Annotated in this window: 19 protein-coding genes and 1 tRNA gene; 9 read left to right on the top strand and 11 right to left on the bottom strand. The window is 68.4% G+C overall.

Translation table 11 applies throughout. The features are described from left to right. Positions 1–362 precede the first annotated feature (362 nt). The 4 genes from gyrB (at position 363) to AB0D59_RS01450 (ending at position 6041) form a co-directional block, all read left to right on the top strand. Positions 363–2426 carry a DNA topoisomerase (ATP-hydrolyzing) subunit B gene (gene gyrB, locus AB0D59_RS01465; RefSeq protein WP_362559379.1) on the top strand — a complete coding sequence of 688 codons (2064 nt, stop codon included), beginning with the start codon at positions 363–365 and terminating at the stop codon, positions 2424–2426. A gap of 42 nt (positions 2427–2468) precedes the next feature. Continuing rightward, the gene (gyrA, locus tag AB0D59_RS01460; RefSeq protein WP_362559378.1) at positions 2469–5072 is read left to right on the top strand and encodes a DNA gyrase subunit A; all 2604 of its coding nucleotides are present in this window, start codon (positions 2469–2471) and stop codon (positions 5070–5072) included. Positions 5073–5090: 18 nt separating this feature from the next. Beyond that, positions 5091–5858, top strand: coding sequence for a DUF3566 domain-containing protein (locus AB0D59_RS01455; protein ID WP_362559376.1), 768 nt, complete (start codon positions 5091–5093; stop codon positions 5856–5858). A gap of 109 nt (positions 5859–5967) precedes the next feature. Continuing rightward, positions 5968–6041: transfer RNA gene (locus tag AB0D59_RS01450), tRNA-Ile, on the top strand. A 264-nt stretch (positions 6042–6305) separates the two neighbouring features. Here the strand turns inward: AB0D59_RS01450 and AB0D59_RS01445 are convergent. Then, on the bottom strand, positions 6306–6476 hold the full coding sequence (locus AB0D59_RS01445; protein WP_362559374.1) for a hypothetical protein: 171 nt from the start codon (positions 6474–6476) through the stop codon (positions 6306–6308). Positions 6477–6635: 159 nt separating this feature from the next. On the opposite strand from AB0D59_RS01445, the gene AB0D59_RS01440 reads away from it, so the two are divergent. Both AB0D59_RS01440 and AB0D59_RS01435 read left to right on the top strand, forming a co-directional pair. Continuing rightward, a complete protein-coding gene (locus tag AB0D59_RS01440; protein WP_362559373.1) occupies positions 6636–7610 on the top strand; it encodes a hypothetical protein in 975 nt (324 codons plus the stop codon). A gap of 475 nt (positions 7611–8085) precedes the next feature. Then, entirely contained in the window at positions 8086–8346 is a 261-nt protein-coding gene (locus AB0D59_RS01435; protein WP_362559370.1) for a helix-turn-helix transcriptional regulator, read from the top strand. On the opposite strand, the gene AB0D59_RS01430 is transcribed toward AB0D59_RS01435, so the two are convergent. Both AB0D59_RS01430 and AB0D59_RS01425 read right to left on the bottom strand, forming a co-directional pair. Further along, positions 8343–9470 (bottom strand): protein-L-isoaspartate(D-aspartate) O-methyltransferase, encoded by a 1128-nt coding sequence (locus AB0D59_RS01430; protein ID WP_362559368.1) that lies wholly within the window; start codon positions 9468–9470, stop codon positions 8343–8345. The two genes, AB0D59_RS01435 and AB0D59_RS01430, sit on opposite strands and share 4 nt — an antisense overlap. An 8-nt stretch (positions 9471–9478) precedes the next feature. Beyond that, complete coding sequence (locus tag AB0D59_RS01425; RefSeq protein WP_362559367.1) at positions 9479–10405, bottom strand: radical SAM protein; 927 nt, start codon at positions 10403–10405, stop codon at positions 9479–9481. Between the two features lie 642 nt (positions 10406–11047). On the opposite strand from AB0D59_RS01425, the gene AB0D59_RS01420 reads away from it, so the two are divergent. The 3 genes from AB0D59_RS01420 to AB0D59_RS01410 are packed head-to-tail and all read left to right on the top strand — an operon-like array spanning position 11048 to position 12679. Next, on the top strand, positions 11048–11308 hold the full coding sequence (locus tag AB0D59_RS01420; RefSeq protein ID WP_362559827.1) for a hypothetical protein: 261 nt from the start codon (positions 11048–11050) through the stop codon (positions 11306–11308). Further along, positions 11280–11807, top strand: a complete 528-nt coding sequence (locus AB0D59_RS01415) for a DUF6879 family protein (protein WP_362559365.1) — start codon at positions 11280–11282, stop codon at positions 11805–11807. Before AB0D59_RS01420 ends, AB0D59_RS01415 begins: the two co-directional genes overlap by 29 nt. Positions 11808–11830: 23 nt before the next feature. Continuing rightward, positions 11831–12679 carry a helix-turn-helix transcriptional regulator gene (locus AB0D59_RS01410; RefSeq protein ID WP_362559363.1) on the top strand — a complete coding sequence of 283 codons (849 nt, stop codon included), beginning with the start codon at positions 11831–11833 and terminating at the stop codon, positions 12677–12679. A gap of 62 nt (positions 12680–12741) precedes the next feature. On the opposite strand, the gene AB0D59_RS01405 is transcribed toward AB0D59_RS01410, so the two are convergent. The 8 genes from AB0D59_RS01405 to AB0D59_RS01370 form a co-directional block, all read right to left on the bottom strand. Further along, complete coding sequence (locus tag AB0D59_RS01405) at positions 12742–13056, bottom strand: hypothetical protein (protein ID WP_362559361.1); 315 nt, start codon at positions 13054–13056, stop codon at positions 12742–12744. Further along, complete coding sequence (locus AB0D59_RS01400) at positions 13053–13232, bottom strand: hypothetical protein (protein ID WP_362559360.1); 180 nt, start codon at positions 13230–13232, stop codon at positions 13053–13055. The genes AB0D59_RS01405 and AB0D59_RS01400 overlap by 4 nt, the downstream gene beginning before the upstream one ends. A 19-nt stretch (positions 13233–13251) precedes the next feature. After that, positions 13252–13599, bottom strand: coding sequence for a hypothetical protein (locus AB0D59_RS01395; RefSeq protein ID WP_362559358.1), 348 nt, complete (start codon positions 13597–13599; stop codon positions 13252–13254). A gap of 36 nt (positions 13600–13635) precedes the next feature. After that, positions 13636–13941, bottom strand: a complete 306-nt coding sequence (locus AB0D59_RS01390) for a hypothetical protein (protein ID WP_362559356.1) — start codon at positions 13939–13941, stop codon at positions 13636–13638. Positions 13942–14018: 77 nt separating this feature from the next. Next, a complete protein-coding gene (locus tag AB0D59_RS01385; RefSeq protein ID WP_362559353.1) occupies positions 14019–14837 on the bottom strand; it encodes a hypothetical protein in 819 nt (272 codons plus the stop codon). A gap of 124 nt (positions 14838–14961) precedes the next feature. Continuing rightward, positions 14962–16281 carry a CHAP domain-containing protein gene (locus tag AB0D59_RS01380; RefSeq protein WP_362559350.1) on the bottom strand — a complete coding sequence of 440 codons (1320 nt, stop codon included), beginning with the start codon at positions 16279–16281 and terminating at the stop codon, positions 14962–14964. Positions 16282–16293: 12 nt separating this feature from the next. Then, complete coding sequence (locus AB0D59_RS01375) at positions 16294–17730, bottom strand: hypothetical protein (protein WP_362559349.1); 1437 nt, start codon at positions 17728–17730, stop codon at positions 16294–16296. Beyond that, on the bottom strand, positions 17730–18674 hold the full coding sequence (locus tag AB0D59_RS01370; protein WP_362559346.1) for a hypothetical protein: 945 nt from the start codon (positions 18672–18674) through the stop codon (positions 17730–17732). The genes AB0D59_RS01375 and AB0D59_RS01370 overlap by 1 nt, the downstream gene beginning before the upstream one ends. Positions 18675–18677 lie beyond the last annotated feature (3 nt).

The following is an 18677-nucleotide window of genomic DNA, read 5'->3' as shown; positions in this document are numbered from 1 at the left end:
CATCAGCCGAGCGTGGAGCCTTCGTGCGCCGCCCTCGGCTGATCGTCGTACAACCGCACGCGGTTGCGAATCGCGACCTGACCCCGGAGTAGCCAAGGGTTGACAGCCGGAAGCGCTGAGTGCCTCTGTGAGCCTCTTGGAGACCCCATCCACATATCGGGAGTCGGCAGAGGCGGGTTCAGGGCGGCACATGCGGACTCAGGTACCGGCAAACCCCCATCACTGTCGGCGCTACCGGTAGACTGGGAGGCAATCCCGCCCCGAACGTGGGGACCGTCCGGGAAAAGCTGAGCAACGCTGATCAAGGCTTACCAACGCAACATGCCGCAGCCGCTCCGGCAACCCGCCGACGAGCCCGGCTCGTGCTGTGCCAGAAAGGGCGCTTCGTGGCCGATTCCGGCAACCCCAACGAGAACATCCCGTCCACCGACGCCGGCGCGAACGGTGAGGTCACCGCCTCCTACGACGCCAGCGCCATCACCGTGCTCGAAGGGCTGGACGCGGTCCGCAAGCGACCCGGTATGTACATCGGCTCGACCGGTGAGCGCGGCCTGCACCACCTCGTGTACGAGGTGGTGGACAACTCCGTCGACGAGGCTCTGGCCGGCCATGCGGACACCATCGACGTGACGATCCTGGCCGACGGCGGCGTGCGTGTCGTCGACAACGGCCGTGGCATCCCCGTCGGCATCGTGGCGTCCGAGGGCAAGCCGGCCGTCGAGGTCGTGCTGACCGTGCTGCACGCGGGCGGCAAGTTCGGCGGTGGTGGTTACGCCGTCTCCGGCGGTCTGCACGGTGTGGGTGTCTCCGTCGTGAACGCCCTGTCGTCCAAGGTGTCGGTCGAGATCAGGACCGACGGTCACCGCTGGACGCAGGAGTACAAGCTGGGCGTCCCGACGGCTCCGCTGGCGCAGCACGAGGAGACGGGCGAGACCGGCACCTCGGTCACGTTCTGGGCGGACCCGGACATCTTCGAGACCACCGAGTACTCCTTCGAGACGCTGTCGCGGCGCTTCCAGGAGATGGCCTTCCTCAACAAGGGCCTGACGATCCGGCTCACCGACGAGCGCGAGTCGGCGAAGGCCGTCGCGGGCGCCGACGAGGCGGGCGCGGACGAGAAGGCCGAGGACAAGACCGTCACGTACCACTACGAGGGCGGCATCGTCGACTTCGTGAAGTACCTCAACTCCCGCAAGGGCGATGTGGTGCACCCGACGGTGATCGACCTGGAGGCCGAGGACAAGGACAAGAGCCTGTCCCTCGAGGTCGCCATGCAGTGGAACAGCGGCTACAGCGAGGGCGTGTACTCGTTCGCCAACATCATCCACACGCATGAGGGCGGCACCCACGAGGAGGGCTTCCGCGCGGCGCTGACCTCGCTGATCAACAAGTACGCGCGCGACAAGAAGCTGCTGCGTGAGAAGGACGACAACCTCACCGGTGACGACATCCGCGAGGGTCTGACCGCGATCATCTCGGTCAAGCTGAGCGAGCCGCAGTTCGAGGGGCAGACGAAGACCAAACTGGGCAACACGGAGGCCAAGACCTTCGTGCAGAAGGCGGTCTACGAGCACCTGAACGACTGGCTGGACCGCAACCCGGTCGAGGCGGCGGACATCATCCGCAAGGGCATCCAGGCGGCCACCGCGCGCGTGGCGGCCCGCAAGGCCCGTGACCTGACCCGCCGCAAGGGCCTCCTCGAGTCGGCGTCCCTGCCGGGCAAGCTCTCCGACTGCCAGTCGAACGACCCCACCAAGTGCGAGATCTTCATCGTCGAGGGCGACTCCGCCGGCGGCTCGGCCAAGTCCGGCCGTAACCCGCAGTACCAGGCGATCCTCCCGATCCGGGGCAAGATCCTCAACGTCGAGAAGGCGCGGATCGACAAGATCCTGCAGAACCAGGAGATCCAGGCGCTGATCTCCGCGTTCGGCACGGGTGTGCACGAGGACTTCGACATCGAGAAGCTCCGCTATCACAAGATCATCCTGATGGCGGACGCCGACGTCGACGGCCAGCACATCTCCACCCTGCTGCTGACCTTCCTGTTCCGCTTCATGCGGCCGCTGGTCGAGGCCGGGCACGTGTACCTCTCCCGTCCGCCGCTGTACAAGATCAAGTGGGGCCGGGACGACGTCGAGTACGCGTACTCGGACCGCGAGCGCGACGCGCTCCTGGAGATGGGGCGGCAGCGCGGCAAGCGGGTCCGCGAGGACTCGATCCAGCGCTTCAAGGGTCTCGGCGAGATGAACGCCGAAGAGCTGCGCGTGACCACCATGGACCAGGAGCACCGGGTCCTCGGCCAGGTCACGCTCGACGACGCCGCCCAGGCCGACGACCTGTTCTCGGTCCTGATGGGCGAGGACGTCGAGGCCCGCCGCGCGTTCATCCAGCGTAACGCCAAGGACGTCCGCTTCCTCGACATCTGAGTCGGTCTCAGCTGACCGCACCAGGAAGGATCTTCACCGGCCATGACCGACGAGAACACTCCCGTCACCCCTGAAGAGGGCGGCGACGTCGCGATGCGTGTCGAGCCCGTCGGGCTCGAGACGGAGATGCAGCGCTCGTACCTGGACTACGCGATGTCCGTCATCGTGTCCCGTGCGCTGCCCGACGTCCGCGACGGCCTCAAGCCCGTGCACCGCCGCGTCCTGTACGCGATGTACGACGGCGGCTACCGCCCCGAGCGCGGCTTCTACAAGTGCGCCCGTGTCGTCGGCGACGTCATGGGCAACTACCACCCGCACGGCGACTCCTCGATCTACGACGCCCTGGTGCGCCTCGCCCAGCCGTGGTCGATGCGGATGCCGCTGGTGGACTCCAACGGCAACTTCGGCTCCCCGGGCAACGATCCGGCGGCCGCGATGCGGTACACCGAGTGCAAGCTCGCCCCGCTGTCGATGGAGATGGTCCGCGACATCGACGAGGAGACCGTCGACTTCACGGACAACTACGACGGCCGCTCCCAGGAGCCGACCGTCCTGCCCGCCCGCTTCCCGAACCTGCTGATCAACGGCTCCGCCGGAATCGCGGTCGGCATGGCGACCAACATCCCGCCGCACAACCTGCGCGAGGTCGCGGCCGGTGCCCAGTGGTACCTGGAGAACCCGGAGGCCTCGCACGAGGAGCTCCTGGACGCGCTGATCGAGCGGATCAAGGGCCCCGACTTCCCGACCGGCGCGCTGGTCGTCGGCCGCAAGGGCATCGAGGAGGCCTACCGCACGGGCCGCGGCTCGATCACGATGCGCGCGGTCGTCGAGGTGGAGGAGATCCAGAACCGCCAGTGCCTGGTGGTCACGGAGCTGCCGTACCAGACCAACCCCGACAACCTCGCTCAGAAGATCGCCGACCTGGTGAAGGACGGCAAGGTCGGCGGCATCGCCGACGTCCGCGACGAGACCTCCTCCCGCACCGGCCAGCGCCTGGTCATCGTGCTGAAGCGGGACGCGGTCGCCAAGGTCGTCCTGAACAACCTCTACAAGCACACCGATCTGCAGTCGAACTTCGGCGCCAACATGCTGGCGCTGGTCGACGGTGTGCCGCGCACGCTCTCCCTCGACGCGTTCATCCGGCACTGGGTGACGCACCAGATCGAGGTCATCGTCCGCCGTACGCGCTTCAGGTTGCGCAAGGCCGAGGAGCGGGCGCACATCCTGCGCGGTCTGCTGAAGGCGCTGGACGCGATCGACGAGGTCATCGCGCTGATCCGGGCCAGCGACACGGTCGAGATCGCGCGTACGGGCCTGATGGGGCTCCTGGAGATCGACGAGATCCAGGCCAACGCCATCCTGGAGATGCAGCTGCGCCGGCTGGCCGCCCTGGAGCGCCAGAAGATCATCCAGGAGCACGACGAGCTCCAGGCGAAGATCACCGAGTACAACGCGATCCTGGCCTCGCCGGAGCGCCAGCGCGGCATCGTCAGCGCCGAGCTGGCCGCGATCGTGGAGAAGTTCGGCGACGACCGCAAGACCATGCTGGTGCCCTACGACGGTGACATGTCCATCGAGGACCTGATCGCCGAGGAGGACATCGTCGTCACGGTCTCGCGCGGCGGCTACGTCAAGCGGACCAAGACCGTCGACTACCGGGCGCAGAAGCGCGGCGGCAAGGGCGTGCGCGGTACGAAGCTGAAGGAGGACGACATCGTCGACCACTTCTTCGTCTCGACCACGCACCACTGGCTGCTGTTCTTCACCAACAAGGGCCGGGTGTACCGGGCGAAGGCGTACGAGCTGCCGGACGCCGGACGTGACGCGCGTGGTCAGCACGTGGCGAACCTGCTGGCCTTCCAGCCGGACGAGGCGATCGCCGAGATCCTCGCCATCCGCGACTACGACGCGGCGCCCTACCTGGTGCTCGCCACCAAGGCCGGTCTGGTCAAGAAGACGCCTCTGAAGGATTACGATTCGCCCCGTTCCGGCGGTGTCATCGCGATCAACCTGCGGGAGCGCGAGGACGGTTCCGACGACGAACTGATCGGAGCCGAACTGGTCTCGGCGGACGACGATCTGCTTCTGATCAGCAAGAAGGCACAGTCGATCAGGTTCACCGCCTCCGACGACACTCTGCGCCCCATGGGCCGGGCCACCTCGGGTGTCAAGGGCATGAGTTTCCGCGAGAGCGATGAACTTCTGTCGATGAATGTTGTTCGACCCGGTACGTTCGTGTTCACTGCCACCGACGGGGGGTACGCGAAGCGGACCCGTGTCGACGAGTACCGCGTCCAGGGGCGCGGCGGCCTCGGCATCAAGGCCGCCAAGATCGTGGAGGACCGTGGTTCGCTCGTCGGCGCGTTGATCGTCGAGGAGAACGACGAGATCCTCGCCATCACCCTGTCCGGCGGTGTGATTCGTACGCGAGTCAGCGGGGTCAGGGAGACGGGCCGTGACACCATGGGCGTCCAACTGATCAACCTGGGCAAGCGCGATGCCGTGGTCGGCATCGCACGTAACGCCGAGGCCGGCAGCGAGGCGGAGGAAGTCGACGGTGAGGACACCGTCGACGAGACCGCCGAGACCGCCGAGGGTCTCGAGACCAGCGGTACGGACGAGGGTGAGGCGCCCTCGGCCGAGTAGCACGAGGAGAGAGTCATCGTGAGCGGAGCCACGGGCGCCGGATCGGCCGGTACCTCCACGGGTACGGATGCGGACGGCGGCGGCCGTGGCTCCGCCGCGTCCGGCGGGGCCACCGAGGGCGGTGCGCAGCCGATGGACACGCACACGACCCAGTTGAAGGCGGTCAAGGCGTCCGCGCCGGATGCGCAGGGAACCCAGGGGGGAACCGTGACCGACACCCGAGGCCAGGCAGCGGCGGGCGCCCAGCCGGATGCCTCCCCGCTGCCCGGGGAACGGCGCTCGGAGCAGCCCGCAGGGCCCTACCACCCGCCGCAGGCCTACCCGGCGACGCAGCAGGCCGCGCAGGCGCCCGCGGGGACGCCCGCGGGGGCGGTACGACGGCCGCGCACCGGCGCCGGGGCACGGACCGCGCCGCGCACCCGCAAGGCCCGGCTGCGGGTCGCCAAGGCCGATCCGTGGTCGGTGATGAAGGTCAGCTTCCTGCTCTCCATCGCGCTGGGCATCTGCTCGATCGTGGCGTCGGCGGTGCTGTGGATGGTCCTGGACGCGATGGGCGTGTTCTCGACGGTCGGCGGCACGATCTCGGAGGCCACCGGTTCGAACGAGTCGAACGGCTTCGACCTCCAGTCATTCCTGTCCCTCCCGCACGTCCTGATGTTCACGGCGATCATCGCGGTCATCGACGTCGTCCTCGCGACGGCGCTGGCGACCCTCGGTGCGTTCATCTACAACCTCTCCGCGGGCTTCGTCGGCGGCATCGAGCTGACCTTGGCCGAGGACGAGTAACCGGAGTTCAAACCTCTGCTGACGGTCCTCCGACAACCGATTTTGGGACTGCCCCGGTCGTGCGCTAATCTTCAGGAGTCAGCGCGCGGGACACACCGCAGAGCGCGGCGGGGCTATAGCTCAGTTGGTTAGAGCGCATCCCTGATAAGGATGAGGCCACAGGTTCAAATCCTGTTAGCCCCACAGTGGCTTAACGCCAGGTCAGACGGCCGGTAGATCTCCGCAGATCTACCGGCCGTCTACATGTGGTGATCTTGCTATCCCGCTACTCTCCCGTAACTTGTCCCTGAGGCACGGGCGGAACAAGTTGCAACCACGCGGTGATGCCAAACGGGACGCCCGGCCTTTAACCTGACAGCAGTGAACCCCCTGCCGATTCAAGCGGCAGGGGGCTCACTTCTTCCCGAGAGGGCCTCCCGAGCACCTTTCGGGTCCCGGCTGTGGGGGCTAGCCCCAGCCGGGGTCCAGGGCGACGTCGGTCGTCGGTACGGTGTCCGCGGCTACGGCCGCCGGGGTCTCCGGGGTCGACGTCACGGCGTGCGCGGCGGCCGCTGGCGCGAGAACTGCCAGCGCTGCCACCAGGATTGCAGCGGCGATGTGCCGGATCTTGGTCCTCATCTGCGGCTCCTCGCATGTGGATGTGACGCGCGTCTCCGAACCTACTTACGGACCGATCAGTCGCTTTACGTAGGCTGACATGCGCTCACGGAGAGAACCAAGCAGCAGCGCGAGCGGAAATCTGCACCGGCAAGATCTTGCACGCTCAGGGAGGACGAGGTGGGTGAAATGGGTATCGGCGAGGGCGATCGGCCGACGCTGCTCCCCGACGAGGTCGCGGCGTACGAACTCATCGCGCACGGCGGTGACCCCGGCGGCCTCCCCGTAGACGGACTCCTCGCCGCTCAGTTCGTCGCCCCGGACGCGCACCATCCTGGTCACTACATACCTCTCGACCCACGTGTCGCGGGCCAGCGGATCATCGCGCAGGAGCGGGCTGCCCTCGAGCGAGCCCTCAGCCGGCTGTCCGAGATCCCCGATCTCACGGACCAGCTTGCTACGCACTTCGACCCTCACCGCTACTACGGCGGCCCCAGCAGCGAGTTCCTGGGGGACAAGGCGGCCATGAACGCGCGCATAGGGCAGGTGATTGGGGACTCGTCGAACGAGCTCTACACCGCTCAGCCCGGCCAGCCGGAAGCCCGCGATCCTGCTGTCGTCCGTCTCGGTATCGCCCGCAGCCAGGAGGTCCTGGCCCGCGGGGTGAAGGTGCGCACTCTGTATCCCGTGAGCGCTCACGCCCACGCCCCTACCCGCGCCTACGTCGAGGAGATCATTGCGGCCGGTGCGGAGGTGCGCCTGCACAGCGGTCCCTTCCCCCGCATGGTGCTCGTCGACCGACGCAACCTGTTCATTGACAACCATGTCATCGACAGCGAGACGAACGCGGGCTGGCACGTAGTCGACCGCAGCGCCGTCATGTGGGCGCGCGAAGTCTTCCTCATGTTCTGGCACCGGAGCGGACGCTGGCAGGACGTCGCCGGCGCCAGTGAGACGGTCACGACCGGCCGCCAGAGGCAGATCCTTCACGAGCTGACTGCTGGCCTGTCGCAGCAGCAGGTAGGTGCCCGCGTCGGCCTGAGCAATCGCGCGGTCGCGAAGGAGCTCGCGGCCCTACGGGACGCTCTCGGCTTCGAGACCCTCTACCAGGTCCTGGCGTGGTGGGGAGGCTCGCCGGAGGCGCAGCTCCCCTGATCGGTGCCGATTCCGTGGCGGCAGCATGTATCTGCTGTTGAGGAAGCCCACCACTGGGTAAAGTGCGCTGCGGGGAGGCGGACTTGATGATTCCGCCTGACGCACAACCCCATGGCAAGCCCGGCCGGGGAGCCCGCGTGGCATCCGGTCGGAAGGGCGCCCCCCGCCCTTGAATGACGGGGGGCGCCGCTCAGACACAAAACCGCCCCGCCTTCCATAACGGAAGACGGGGCGGTCGCGCTCAGCCGTTTCGGCGAGCACTTGCGGAGCCAGCGGACGCACATGTCGCCGCTCCGCCACCTGGAGCCGCTCCCACTGCAGGGGAGAGAGCGGTCGGTTCGGAAGTGATCGGTTCGGGTGTCGCGACCGGCCCCACGGATGGGAGTCCCAGAGCGATGCCCACTGCTGAGCAAGATCACACAAATTAGGGTCGACCCTATTCCCCCAGCGATCATGGCACCGCGAGCGTTGACGAGTGTCTCGCCCCACCCCACCCGAAGACTGGGTCATCGCTCGCCGTCGTCAGGTGGGGGCCCAGATCCGGAGTGTGCGTGAGGGGCTGAACCTCAGCCAGCGCGATGTCGGCGGCCGTAGTGGAGTCGACGTGCCGACGTACAGCCGGATCGAGTCTGGGCTCTCCTCGCCGAAGATCGACACGCTGATCCGCATTGCCGCTGCCATGGGTGTGTCCCTCGAGGACCTCGTCCGCCGACCACGTTCAGCGAGTTCGGATTAGAGCGTGACGGACCAGGTCCCGCGGGACAGGGTGGTGACTCCATCCGGGGCGACACTCACCTGAGCTCCGTACGTCGGTAGCCCGCCCTCGCGATTGAGCCTGTGCCGGATCTTCTCGAGGGTGTCCCACAGTCGGCGTGGTCCACCCTGGTGCACGGTTGGTGAGTCGAGGAAGCCGGCCGCGGTGGCGCGGGCCCAGGAGCCGTCACGATGGAGCAGCCACACGGTGCGCTCGTCTCCCTCCTGGCTGACCCGGTAGTCGATGCCCGGGGCCATGAGCTCGAGCATCGACATCACGTCCCAGGAATCGGGCACATACAACAGCGGATACCGGCTGGTACTCACCTGGTCGCCGTCGGCTGCGTGCGCCTTCTCCCACACTTCATCGGTGGTGTGCTCGTAGTCGTCACCGTGGCGGGTACGCATGAAGCCGGCCGCGTCCGGGGCGATGCGCCCCTTGGCTCCGCCGTCGCGGGTCTTGTCCGCGACGAGGACCAGCCCGGTCCCCGCGATCGTGGTGACGAGTCGGCCGCCGGGGCGGAGAGCGGCCAGCCATGATGCTGGGATGGGGCGTACGGACACCGTGGACACGATCCGGTCGACCGCGCCGGGCAGCGGGCCTGTGATGTCCGTACAGACCATCCTCGGGTTCAGGCCGATCGACGAGAGCCGCTCGCTGGCGACATCAACCAGGTGCGGATCCACGTCCACGCTGGTGACCATGGCGTCGCCCAACCGAGTGCACAGCAGTGCCGTGCCGTAGCCGGTTCCTGTCGTCACCAGGACCCGCGATTCGTTAGTGATCATCGCGTGCCGGTACATCGACACGACCAGACCAGGCAGCGTCGACGACGACGTGGGTTTCCCCTCGGTGACGGCTCCCGACTCGGCGAGGTCTGCATGCGCCGGCCCTACACGGGTCACAAGGGTCCGGTCCGCGTAGGCCGCACGCATCCAGGCCTCGGGGTCGGCCTCGCCGTTGCGCAGCTCCCACGCTCCGTCGAGGTTCTCCCACCAGCGCGGCACGAACACATGCCGGGGGGTGCGAGCGAGCGGCTCGTGCCAGCGCGAGTCGGGCCGGGTCACGTCGGCCGCCAGGCGCCGCGCGTGGGTCTGCCAGTCCATGTGAACTCCTACTCGTCGTACGCGGGGTTGCAGGCGGGAGTCTCGGCCGGCGAGCAGTCGGAGCCGTCGTTGTCGGGGTTGCAGGCCGTGACCTGCTTTCCGGGAGACGGCATGCAGGAGTCCTCGTCCGGGGTGCATCCCTTACCTCGGCGGCGCGGGATGCTCGCGGCAACCTGCCTCCACTGAGCGCTGGTGAACACCGCGGACAAGGCGCTGGCCTTGACGTCGCCGGCGGGCAGGAACCGGCCGAGTACGCAGGGCGCGACCTTGCCGTCTGGCAGGATCGCCGCCTTCCCGTCCGCGCACCGCCCGCACAACTCCGACGTCGACGGGATCGGGAGACCGGCCTGGGCCGCGTTGCCCACGGCGCGCACGTTGTCGATGTGCACCCGTTGCACGCCGAGCGTGCGCATCTCAGCGAGGGCCTGCTGGGTGCGTTGGCCGTCCCTCATGTGGATGATGCCGACCTTGACCGGGATCCCTCGGCGGACCGCTTCCGCGATGTTGGCTCGGGTCGAATCGTGGGAGCCCGTGCGGCCGGTGATGGCGTCGTGCTCGGCGGGGTCGTCGGAGTAGTACGAGGTCCCCAGGCTCACCTGCGGGTGGGCGAACAGCGCCCAGTGCTGGGCGCGCACGCGGTAGAGGTTGCTGAACACCTGGACTCGCAGGCCGAGGTCGAGGGCGTGGCCGACGAGTTCGGTGAAGGCGGGGTGCAGGGTGGGCTCGCCACCGATGAACTGCACGATCTTCGTCCCGCCGGCAGCGGCCTGGTCGAGGACGCGCATCCAGTCGTCGGCGGTCATGCTGCCATGGTCGCGCGTTGGACCGGCCTCGGCGTAGCAGTGCGACGAGCACGTGAGCTGGCAGCGGCTCGTGATCTCGAGTTCCAGGAACTCGGGCGTTGCTGTGCTGGGGAGTTCGGGGGCGATGGTCATGGTGCGTTTCCTCCTGGCGTTGGATCGGTGAGTGCGAGTGCGGCCGCGCAGGTCGGGCAGGCGTAGACGTCGATGCTCAGATCCACGGCGCCGATCGATCCCTCGGCGCGGCCGGCCGCGACCGCGCCATGTCTGAGTGGGGCCCTGCAGAACACGCAGGCCCACCCAGCGTGCTGAGGGCCGCTGAGGCGCGTGGCGTTGGGCAGGTCGGAGGCCTTCAAGGTTGGTCGACCAGCGGGACCAGGTCGTACGCACGGCGACACGGCAGACAGGCGAAGTAGTTTCCGCCGGATCCGCTTCCCTGCTCCTGGACCCGGATCAGGCGAACGTTTCGCGCGTACCCCTCGTGCCAGGCGCACCAGGCCAATGGGGCTGGAGTAGCCGAGGCTTCCGCGGCGTGCGTAGTCTCTGCCATGTCGACTCCTCGTAGTCGGCCATGCCCCGGGAGGCCCGCCGCCTCGCCGGGGTTTCGTCGTACCTCCCGAAGCTAGGAGAGTGACGCACAGCACAGCGAGTGATGTTCACGATTGTTCACGGCTCTTATGCGGTGCAGGTCATCACAGTGCACGCACCCTTGACCGGCTCTCCAGTGACGACGAATCTTGTGAACAACCACGAACAGCCGCAGCGTTGGAGGGCACCGTGTCATTACGGTTCATCGGAATCGACCCCAACACCGGGCAAGGCGAGAGCCCCACGGTCTGGGTCGACGAAGGAACAGGCGAACTCGTCATCCAGGGGTGGAAGCCAGACGCGGCCACGGAAGCAGAGTGCGCCGCGTTCGAGGTGCCAGGCCACGCCGTAGGCATCCCCGAGCACGAGCAGGTTGTGCGGGTCCCGGCCCGTATGGTGTCGATTCTGAGGGAGGCCTGCGATGCCGCCGAAGGTGCCCAGCTTCGCTGAGCTGCTGGACGGTGCGCGCACGTCCGCCGTCCACCTCGAAATGCGCGACTCGTACGGCGTTGCCACCGAGGCCTCCGACTTCGCTCGCTGGAAGCAGACGGGCGAAGCGGACACCGACCCGGACTCCCCGTACTGGGCACGGTGGACGGACCTGATCCGGCGCACGGTGGCGCGAGGCGTCACGGTACGGCGCGCCCGCATCGTTTCCGAGCCGGTGAGCGACTACATCCGGTACGAGCACGCGGGCACAAGCGTGAACGTGAGCGCTGGCGAACAGGTCCGGTGGCTGCCGCGCCGGCAAGCGTCCGACATTGCCCTGCCGGGCAACGACTTCTGGCTGATCGACAGCCACCTGATCCGGTGGAACCACTTCACCGGGGCCGGTGCGAGCGCGCCGGGCGAGATCAGCGAGGACCCAGCCGCCGCCCGCCTGTGCGCCGACGCGTTCGAGGCTGTCTGGACTCGGGCGGTCCCGCACGACGAGTACAAGATCATCTAATTCGAAGGGTCCAGCCGCACCGCATGGCCACCTCCCCGTCCTCGTCCGCCCAGGCCGCGCGTGAGCGCGTTGCCCGGCGCCTGCGCGACCTACGCGCCGACGCTGGTCTGACCGGGACAGAACTGGCCACTAGGTGCGGCTGGACACACCCCAAGACGTCCCGCCTCGAGAACGGTCGTACGCCTCCCACTCCCGAGGACGTCCGCCGGTGGTGCCGGGCCTGTGGCGCCGACGACCAGGCCGCCGACATCATCGCCCAGTCTCGGGACGCCGAGACCGCCTACACCGAGTGGCGCCGGCAGATGCGCGCGGGGCTGCGGCGCCTCCAGGCCAGCTACGTGGGGCTGTACCAGGCAACCGAGTTGTTCCGTATCTACTCGCCCACGCTGGTGCCCGGGCTGCTCCAGACGGAGGGGTACGCCCGCGGCGTCCTTGCTGGGGTTGCCGAGCTATACGAGACACCCAACGACGTCGACCAGGCGGCCGCAGCCCGCATGGAACGGTCGAAGATCGTGCACGAGAGCGGCCATCAGTTCGTCATGGTGATCGAAGAGGCCGTCCTCTACTACCAGCTGGGCGACGCGGACGCGATGGCAGCCCAGCTCGGCTACCTGCTCACCGCCGGCGCTCTGCCCGCAGTCTCCCTCGGCATCATCCCGAAGACGACACGGCGGACGATCTGGCCACAAGAGGTGTTCCACGTCTACGACGACCAGCTGGTCTCGGTGGAGCTGATGTCCGCCCGCGTACGCGTGACACAGCCATCCGAAGTGCAGCTCTACGTGCACGCGTTCGAACAGCTGCGGAGCATGGCCGTGTACGGCGCTGACGCTCGTGCGCTCATCCTCCGGGCGATCGAAGCGCTGCAGTAGCTCCGGACACAGTTCAAAGCCCCCTCCCACCCGAAGGTGAGAGGGGGCCACGGTGTGCGGAGTCAGGTCCTCTTCCGCCGGCGGGGGTAGGCCCGCCGTACGGAGACGGTCGCCTGCAACAGGAGACCGGCGATGCCGAGTAGTAGTAGGGATCGGACGAGGCGCAGCACGCTGGCCAGCAGGCCGTCCAGGTCGATGAATGTGATGACAAGCGTGTACAGCCCCAGCAGGCCAATCGTCGCGACAGCGATCACGAAGTACCGGCCCACAGCGTGAGCCTCCCACCGCGCCCGCCGGGTGTACTCCGTCAGGAAGGCTCCGGCGCACAGCGCCACCAGGCCGGACACCGCGGCATTGAGCAGCTCGGCCACCGTCACCTGCTCTCACCCCCCAGCACCATGTTGCGGACGAGCTCGGCGAAGTGATTGCGCTCCCGCCTCGCCCGCCAGTCGGCAGCCTCCGCCCGTACTTCCCGGGCCTGAGCGTGCGCCCGGGCCCGGGCGACCTGAGCTCTGTCCAGCGCGGCCTGCGCCGCGCGCTGCCCATCGGTCACGGGGCGTTCCTTGGTCTCGTCACGTCGGCGACGTGGGCGCCTGAACATCGGCACTCGTACTCACCTCCCGCGCGGCCCGGGGCAGTGCGGCGAAGAAGTACGCGGATGTCCGGCTCAGCTCGAGGAGCTCGCCCGCCTGGTCCTGGGACTCGCGGCGGGCCTCCTCGCTGACAGCGTGAGCCTCGCGCCACAGGTCCCGCTCAGCGCGGAGGTCCTCGATCTGCTGGTCCTTGTCGGCACGGAGGTCCTCGAGCTGGCGGCGCGGTACGAGCTGACCGCGCAGGACCAGGAGGACGATGAGCCCGACGAGGGCCGCGGCCCCCAGGTCGACGGGAGCGAACCCCAGCAGCTCCTCTGCCATAGCCAACGGCAACGGCCCTCCTTTCTACTGCGGACGAACGGGTCAGGACGTGGTGGTGTACGTGCCGGTGACGGGCGGCAGCGCGTCGACCTGCGGGTAGGACGGCGGCCGCGCCCAGCCGAGGGCCAGCCCGGCCAGGTTCTGCAGGAAGCTGCCGCGCAGCCGGGTGCCGACCAGCTCGAGAACGCGGAACGCCAGGTAGTAGGCGAGGGTCAGGACGACCGTCACGATCGCGGTGACGTTGCCGGAGTCGATGGTGACGCCAGCCCTGACCGCGAGCGTCAGAAGCCAGCCAGCGACCAGCGGGACGCCGGTGCGCATGGCGGATATGAACAGGGAGGGGAGCACGGCAGTGCCTTTCTGTGGAGAGGACGCGGCGCACGGTCGTGCGCCGCGGGCAGGCCGGGCGGGGTTCCCGCGGCCAATCACTTCCGGCGAATGCCGTTGGCGACCTGCCAGGCGTACAGCCACGTCTGCGGGCCGGTGAGGCCGTCGGCGGGGCCGAGGTCGGCGATGTAGTGCTGCTGGAGCGCCTTGACCTTCTGCAGGTCCAGGGCGGTCATGGTGCGGGACGGCCCGACCTTGTATGCCGGCCCCCACCCGCCGCGCTGCAGCCAGGTCTGCAGCTGGAGTGCGGAGTCGTTGGTGGCGCCGAGCTTGAACTTGTCCCGGCCCGGGAACGCCGGCGCGACGAGCTCGGACTTCCACCGCCAGGACGTGACTGCCTTCCCGCCGCGCGGGTCCTCGGGGTCGGCGGTGGGCGGGCAGACGCTGTCCGGGTAGCGGGGCGCGAAGTAGCCGGTGACGTAGCTGCTGCGGCGGGCGTGCTCGTGGTGCCAGACGCCGTTGCCCTGCCCGTTGTCGGTGGCGCCGGCCTTCACCGAGTTGCCGCCCTTGGTGTAGACGGTGTCGGCGTCGAAGCCCACGACGATCTCGGTGTGCGAGCCGGAGCCGAAGTTCACCCAGGCGCCGACGCTCGGGTACTGGGACCACTGGCCGCGCTGCTTCGCCCAGGAGGTCATGCCGGAGACGGAGGCGGTCTTGGGGACGATCGACGCCAGGCCGGTGTCGCTGTACATGTCCCAGTCGAAGATCGCGCACCAGGCCACACCGTCCCAGCCGTACTGCCGGCCGAAGATGGTGTGGTTGTCCCAGCCGACGGTGCTGCTCCAGCTTTCGTAGATGCGCTCGGGTACGGCCATGACGTGGTCGACCAGGCGACGCCAGTCAGATGTTGTGGTCACGGGTTCTCCAGAAATGACGAAGGCCCCGGCCGAGGGCGCGGGGCTGCGGGGTGTTGCCCCCTGGTTCCGGTCTGCGGGACCAAGGCGTTGGAGGGGCTGTGGGCTCAGGCTTGGATCAGGTGCACTACGCCGCGGCAGTCCAGATGTTGTTCGCATCCGGCGTCGCGCCCGACATGGTGAAGCTGGCTGGCAGGGACGTCTGCCCCGAGCCCGAGCGGCAGAAGCGGTACGACCCGGCGGACAGATGCGCGTTGCCGGGGGTGAAGGAGGCACCGAGTGATGAGCCTGCGGCGAACACGGGGCTCGTCGTCCCGTTGAACAGCAAGGCGATGTAGTAACCGCCTGCAGCTGCGGCGTAGGCGCTGGTCAGCGGCATGTTCTTGTCGCCGGCAGCGTTCCACGTGGTCGACATGTCCGCCGTGACACCGACGCGGGTGCCGGTCGAGGTGTACAGACCGGCCAGGCACTGGTTCGCGGTGAGGCCGCTGCCCGCGGTGCCGACGACTGCGCAGAGGTTGCTGATGGTGGCAGCGTTCCGCAAGATGATCTTCGTGAAGTAGATGAATCCCGCGCTCAGCGAGGATCCCGAAGGCGTGCACGATGCGGGGTTCATCGTCCACGCGAGCAGGCCCTGATCCGCTGGCCGCCACTCGTTGGGGTTGACCGAACTGATGATCCGTCCCGCGCCGTCGATCTGGAACACATTGCCGCCGTCGGCATCGCGGAACCTGACGATGGGCGCGGTGGCCGACCCTGAGTAGCCGGTGACGTCCAGACCGATGCGGGTCAGGCTGTCCTGCTGGACGGCCACTCCGCCCGCTGTCAGGGGGCCGCCGACAGACACCGCGTCGGCGGCCACGTTCCCGGCGGCCAGTGCCGCGCGCAGCAGGGTGCCCGCGCCGGGGCCGGAGTTGGCGGCCGCGTAGGTGTAGCCACCGACACCGGCCAGCGCCGGGTCGGCGGTGATGACACCCTCGGCGAAGGCCGGCAGCCCGTACCCGTAGACAATCGTGTCGCTCCGCTTGCGTTTCCGCAGGTAGACGCCATCCCCCTCGGTGCTGCCGTTGGTGTTGGTGTTGGCCTCGATCGTCCAGATGTACGTGGCGTCGTAGGCGTAGACGATGCCGGTGTGCTCGCTGCCGCCGGAGCCGTAGAACACCTGGCTGCCGAGCGCCGGGTAGAAGCTGAAGCGGGACGCGGCCTGGAACCAGGCGACGCCCGCCGAGCAGTCCACGCCCCGGGGGTAGAGCGAAGCGACGCCGGCGCGCATCGCGACCCAGCTGGTGAATGTCATGCACCAGGACTGGCCCTGGTAGCCGGACAGGCCCGGTACCTCGAGCGCGTAGCGGACGATGTTGTTCCAGCCGCCCTCGGTGTAGCCCTCCTTGTAGGTGACCTGTGATCGGGCTACTGCGATCACCTGGGCGACCTGCGTTGTTGCCATCTGCTGGTCTCCTTAGCTGCGCAGCAGGGCGCTGATCACGGATGCCACGTAGGCGTGGCCGGCGTCGGACATCGCCACGGCGTCCGTGCCCGCGGCCCCAGGAGTGGCGGTGTTGGCCCAGTAGCCAAGGCCGTTCCAGTAGTTCCAGGAGTTCCGGCCGAGGCCCCAGAGGTTGACGAGGGCAGCTTCATGGCCGAGGGCCAGGCTGTAAGCCCGGTCGACGTAGTCGGAGTACCGCCAGCTCAGGACGTCGGCGGTTCCGATGTGTGGGAGGACCAGGACCACGTCGGTGGCGCCGGTGAGGCTGCCACCGTCGCGCATGGTCGCCAGGTGTTGGCGGACGCTTGCGGCCCACTCGTCCGGTCCGGTGCCGTTGACGACGTCCTCGGGGCTGACCATGTAGATGAGCAGGTCGGCCGGAGTGTTCGCGCCGCCGTTCCAGCTGCTGCGCAACGTCGCGTTGTAGTCCGCTGCCACCACGTTCTTTGCGCCGAACTGGTTGAGCACGACACCGCTGGCGTTGAGGCCGGCCACACCCAGGACGGACAGGTACTGCCCGGTCGTACCGGCGTGCCGGATCCGGACCGTGTGGGTGCCGGCGCCCAGTCCGGTGAGTGTCCGGGTCAGTACGGCGAGCCCGGTGGTGGCGGTGTCGGTCACGGTGGTCTCGGCGCCACCGTCCACGCTGTACGCCCAGGAGGCGCGGCCGCCGTCGGACCCGAGGGTGTAGATGGTGGCGGACGTGCCGCGCACGGTGAACGTCAGGTAGGCGCCGTTGGTGCTTGCGTAGGTGTAGCCCCAACCGGGCCCGGCCGTATAGCCGCCCGTCGTCCAGGTCCCGGACTGGACGACCAGGCTGCCGGTCGCCGTCCAGGCCGTAATGGCCGTCGCCTCGGATCCGGCAATCCCGTTCGCGCTGAACATCGCCGACCGGAAACCTGAGCCGCCGTCGCCGTACGCGGTCTGCAGCGAGGAAGCGAGCAGTGCGGGCCATGACTTCGTCACCAGATCGGACGCGTAGAAACCAACCGTCGACGAGCCGCCGACGACCGCGATGGTCGCCCGGCTGCCGGTCCCGGCCGCGGCCCGGGCCGCCCGCCAGAAAGTCCCCCAGCCGGGGCGTACGTACAGGCCTTTGGTTTCCACGGCCGAGCTGGACGCTGGCGCGTACGCGCCCCGCGCGGACATCCATACGCGGGAGCTGCCGCCGGCCGCCTCCGCCCACATCCCGGTGACCTCGTCAGGCCCGAACAGCGAGGGCACCGCACCGTAGGTGTCGGAGGCGACGGAGGTGACTGCTTCGCCGCCAGCGTTGAGGAGGTCGGTGTACTGGGTGCCGTCGTGCGCCGCGTCCCAGAACGTGATCACCGCGCCTTGGGCCACCGACCACAAGCCGTCTGCAGGCGTCACGACGAAGTCCGCCGCGGTCTGTCCGAACTGGTAGCGCATCAGATCACCCAGCTCATGCCGGACTGCGGCAGGACGAAGTCGCCGGTGTTGATGGTGACGCCCTTGTTCGTGAGCCAGGCCTGACCGGCCCGGTCACTGCTGCTGGCGGAGTAGATGATGACCCGGCCGATGGTCCCGCCGCTGATGTAGGCATTCGCGTACTGATCGCGGGTGGCGTGCCGGTACGCGGCCGGGATCAGTACGGGCAGCCGCGATTCGGTAGCTGCGCTGAAGGCCCCGCCTGCCCGGTAGAACGAACCCAGTCGGAGGCTGACGATGCCGTTGCGCTCCTCGAGGACGGAGGCCGTGCTGATGTCCCAGGCCGCCAGCGTCGCGTCGCACGCCACGATGCCGGAGTAGTGGTACAGGGTCTTCCACAACTCCCCGGTCCACAACATTAGCTTCTGGTCCGTCGTCTGGAAGACGACCTCGCCGGGCATCGGGGAATCGGGCAGGGAGATCGACGTGCACGGCCGGATCCTGGTCCCGACGTACTGCTCCTTGGCGGCTACGCCGACGCTGGTCGCGGAGGCGGCCACGGACAGCGTGGCGAGGGGGATCTCCCACACTCCGGTGCTGCCCGTATCCCTGGTGAGGTCAGGCGGTCCGGAGCCGGGCGTGCCGGCCTTGACCACCGCTGTGACGTTCCAGGTGGACCGGTCCAGCCGCAGGACCACCCGGTCGAAACGCAGGCTGGTCGTCGCGTTCGCCCCGACGCTGAGGTTGGTCGCGGAGGTGCCGGAGTACCAGAGGTGTCCGCGCACGGAGGCGTACACGCCCGCGCGGATGTCGACGGACAGGCCGGCGCCGGCCGAGACCACCGAGACGTCGCTGGGGCTGCCGTAGACACCGTCGTCGCTGAAGCGTGCGGCGAGCAGCTCGTATTCGACGTCGGTGACGGCCCGGCTGTTGTGGGCTGGTGAGGGCCAGGAGTCCTGAGCCACGAG

It is taken from the genome of Streptomyces sp. NPDC048417, assembly GCF_040651615.1.
GTDB lineage: Bacteria > Actinomycetota > Actinomycetes > Streptomycetales > Streptomycetaceae > Streptomyces.
The sequence above is the reverse complement of the archived record's forward strand: the minus strand, read 5'-3'. Positions and strand labels throughout refer to the sequence as shown.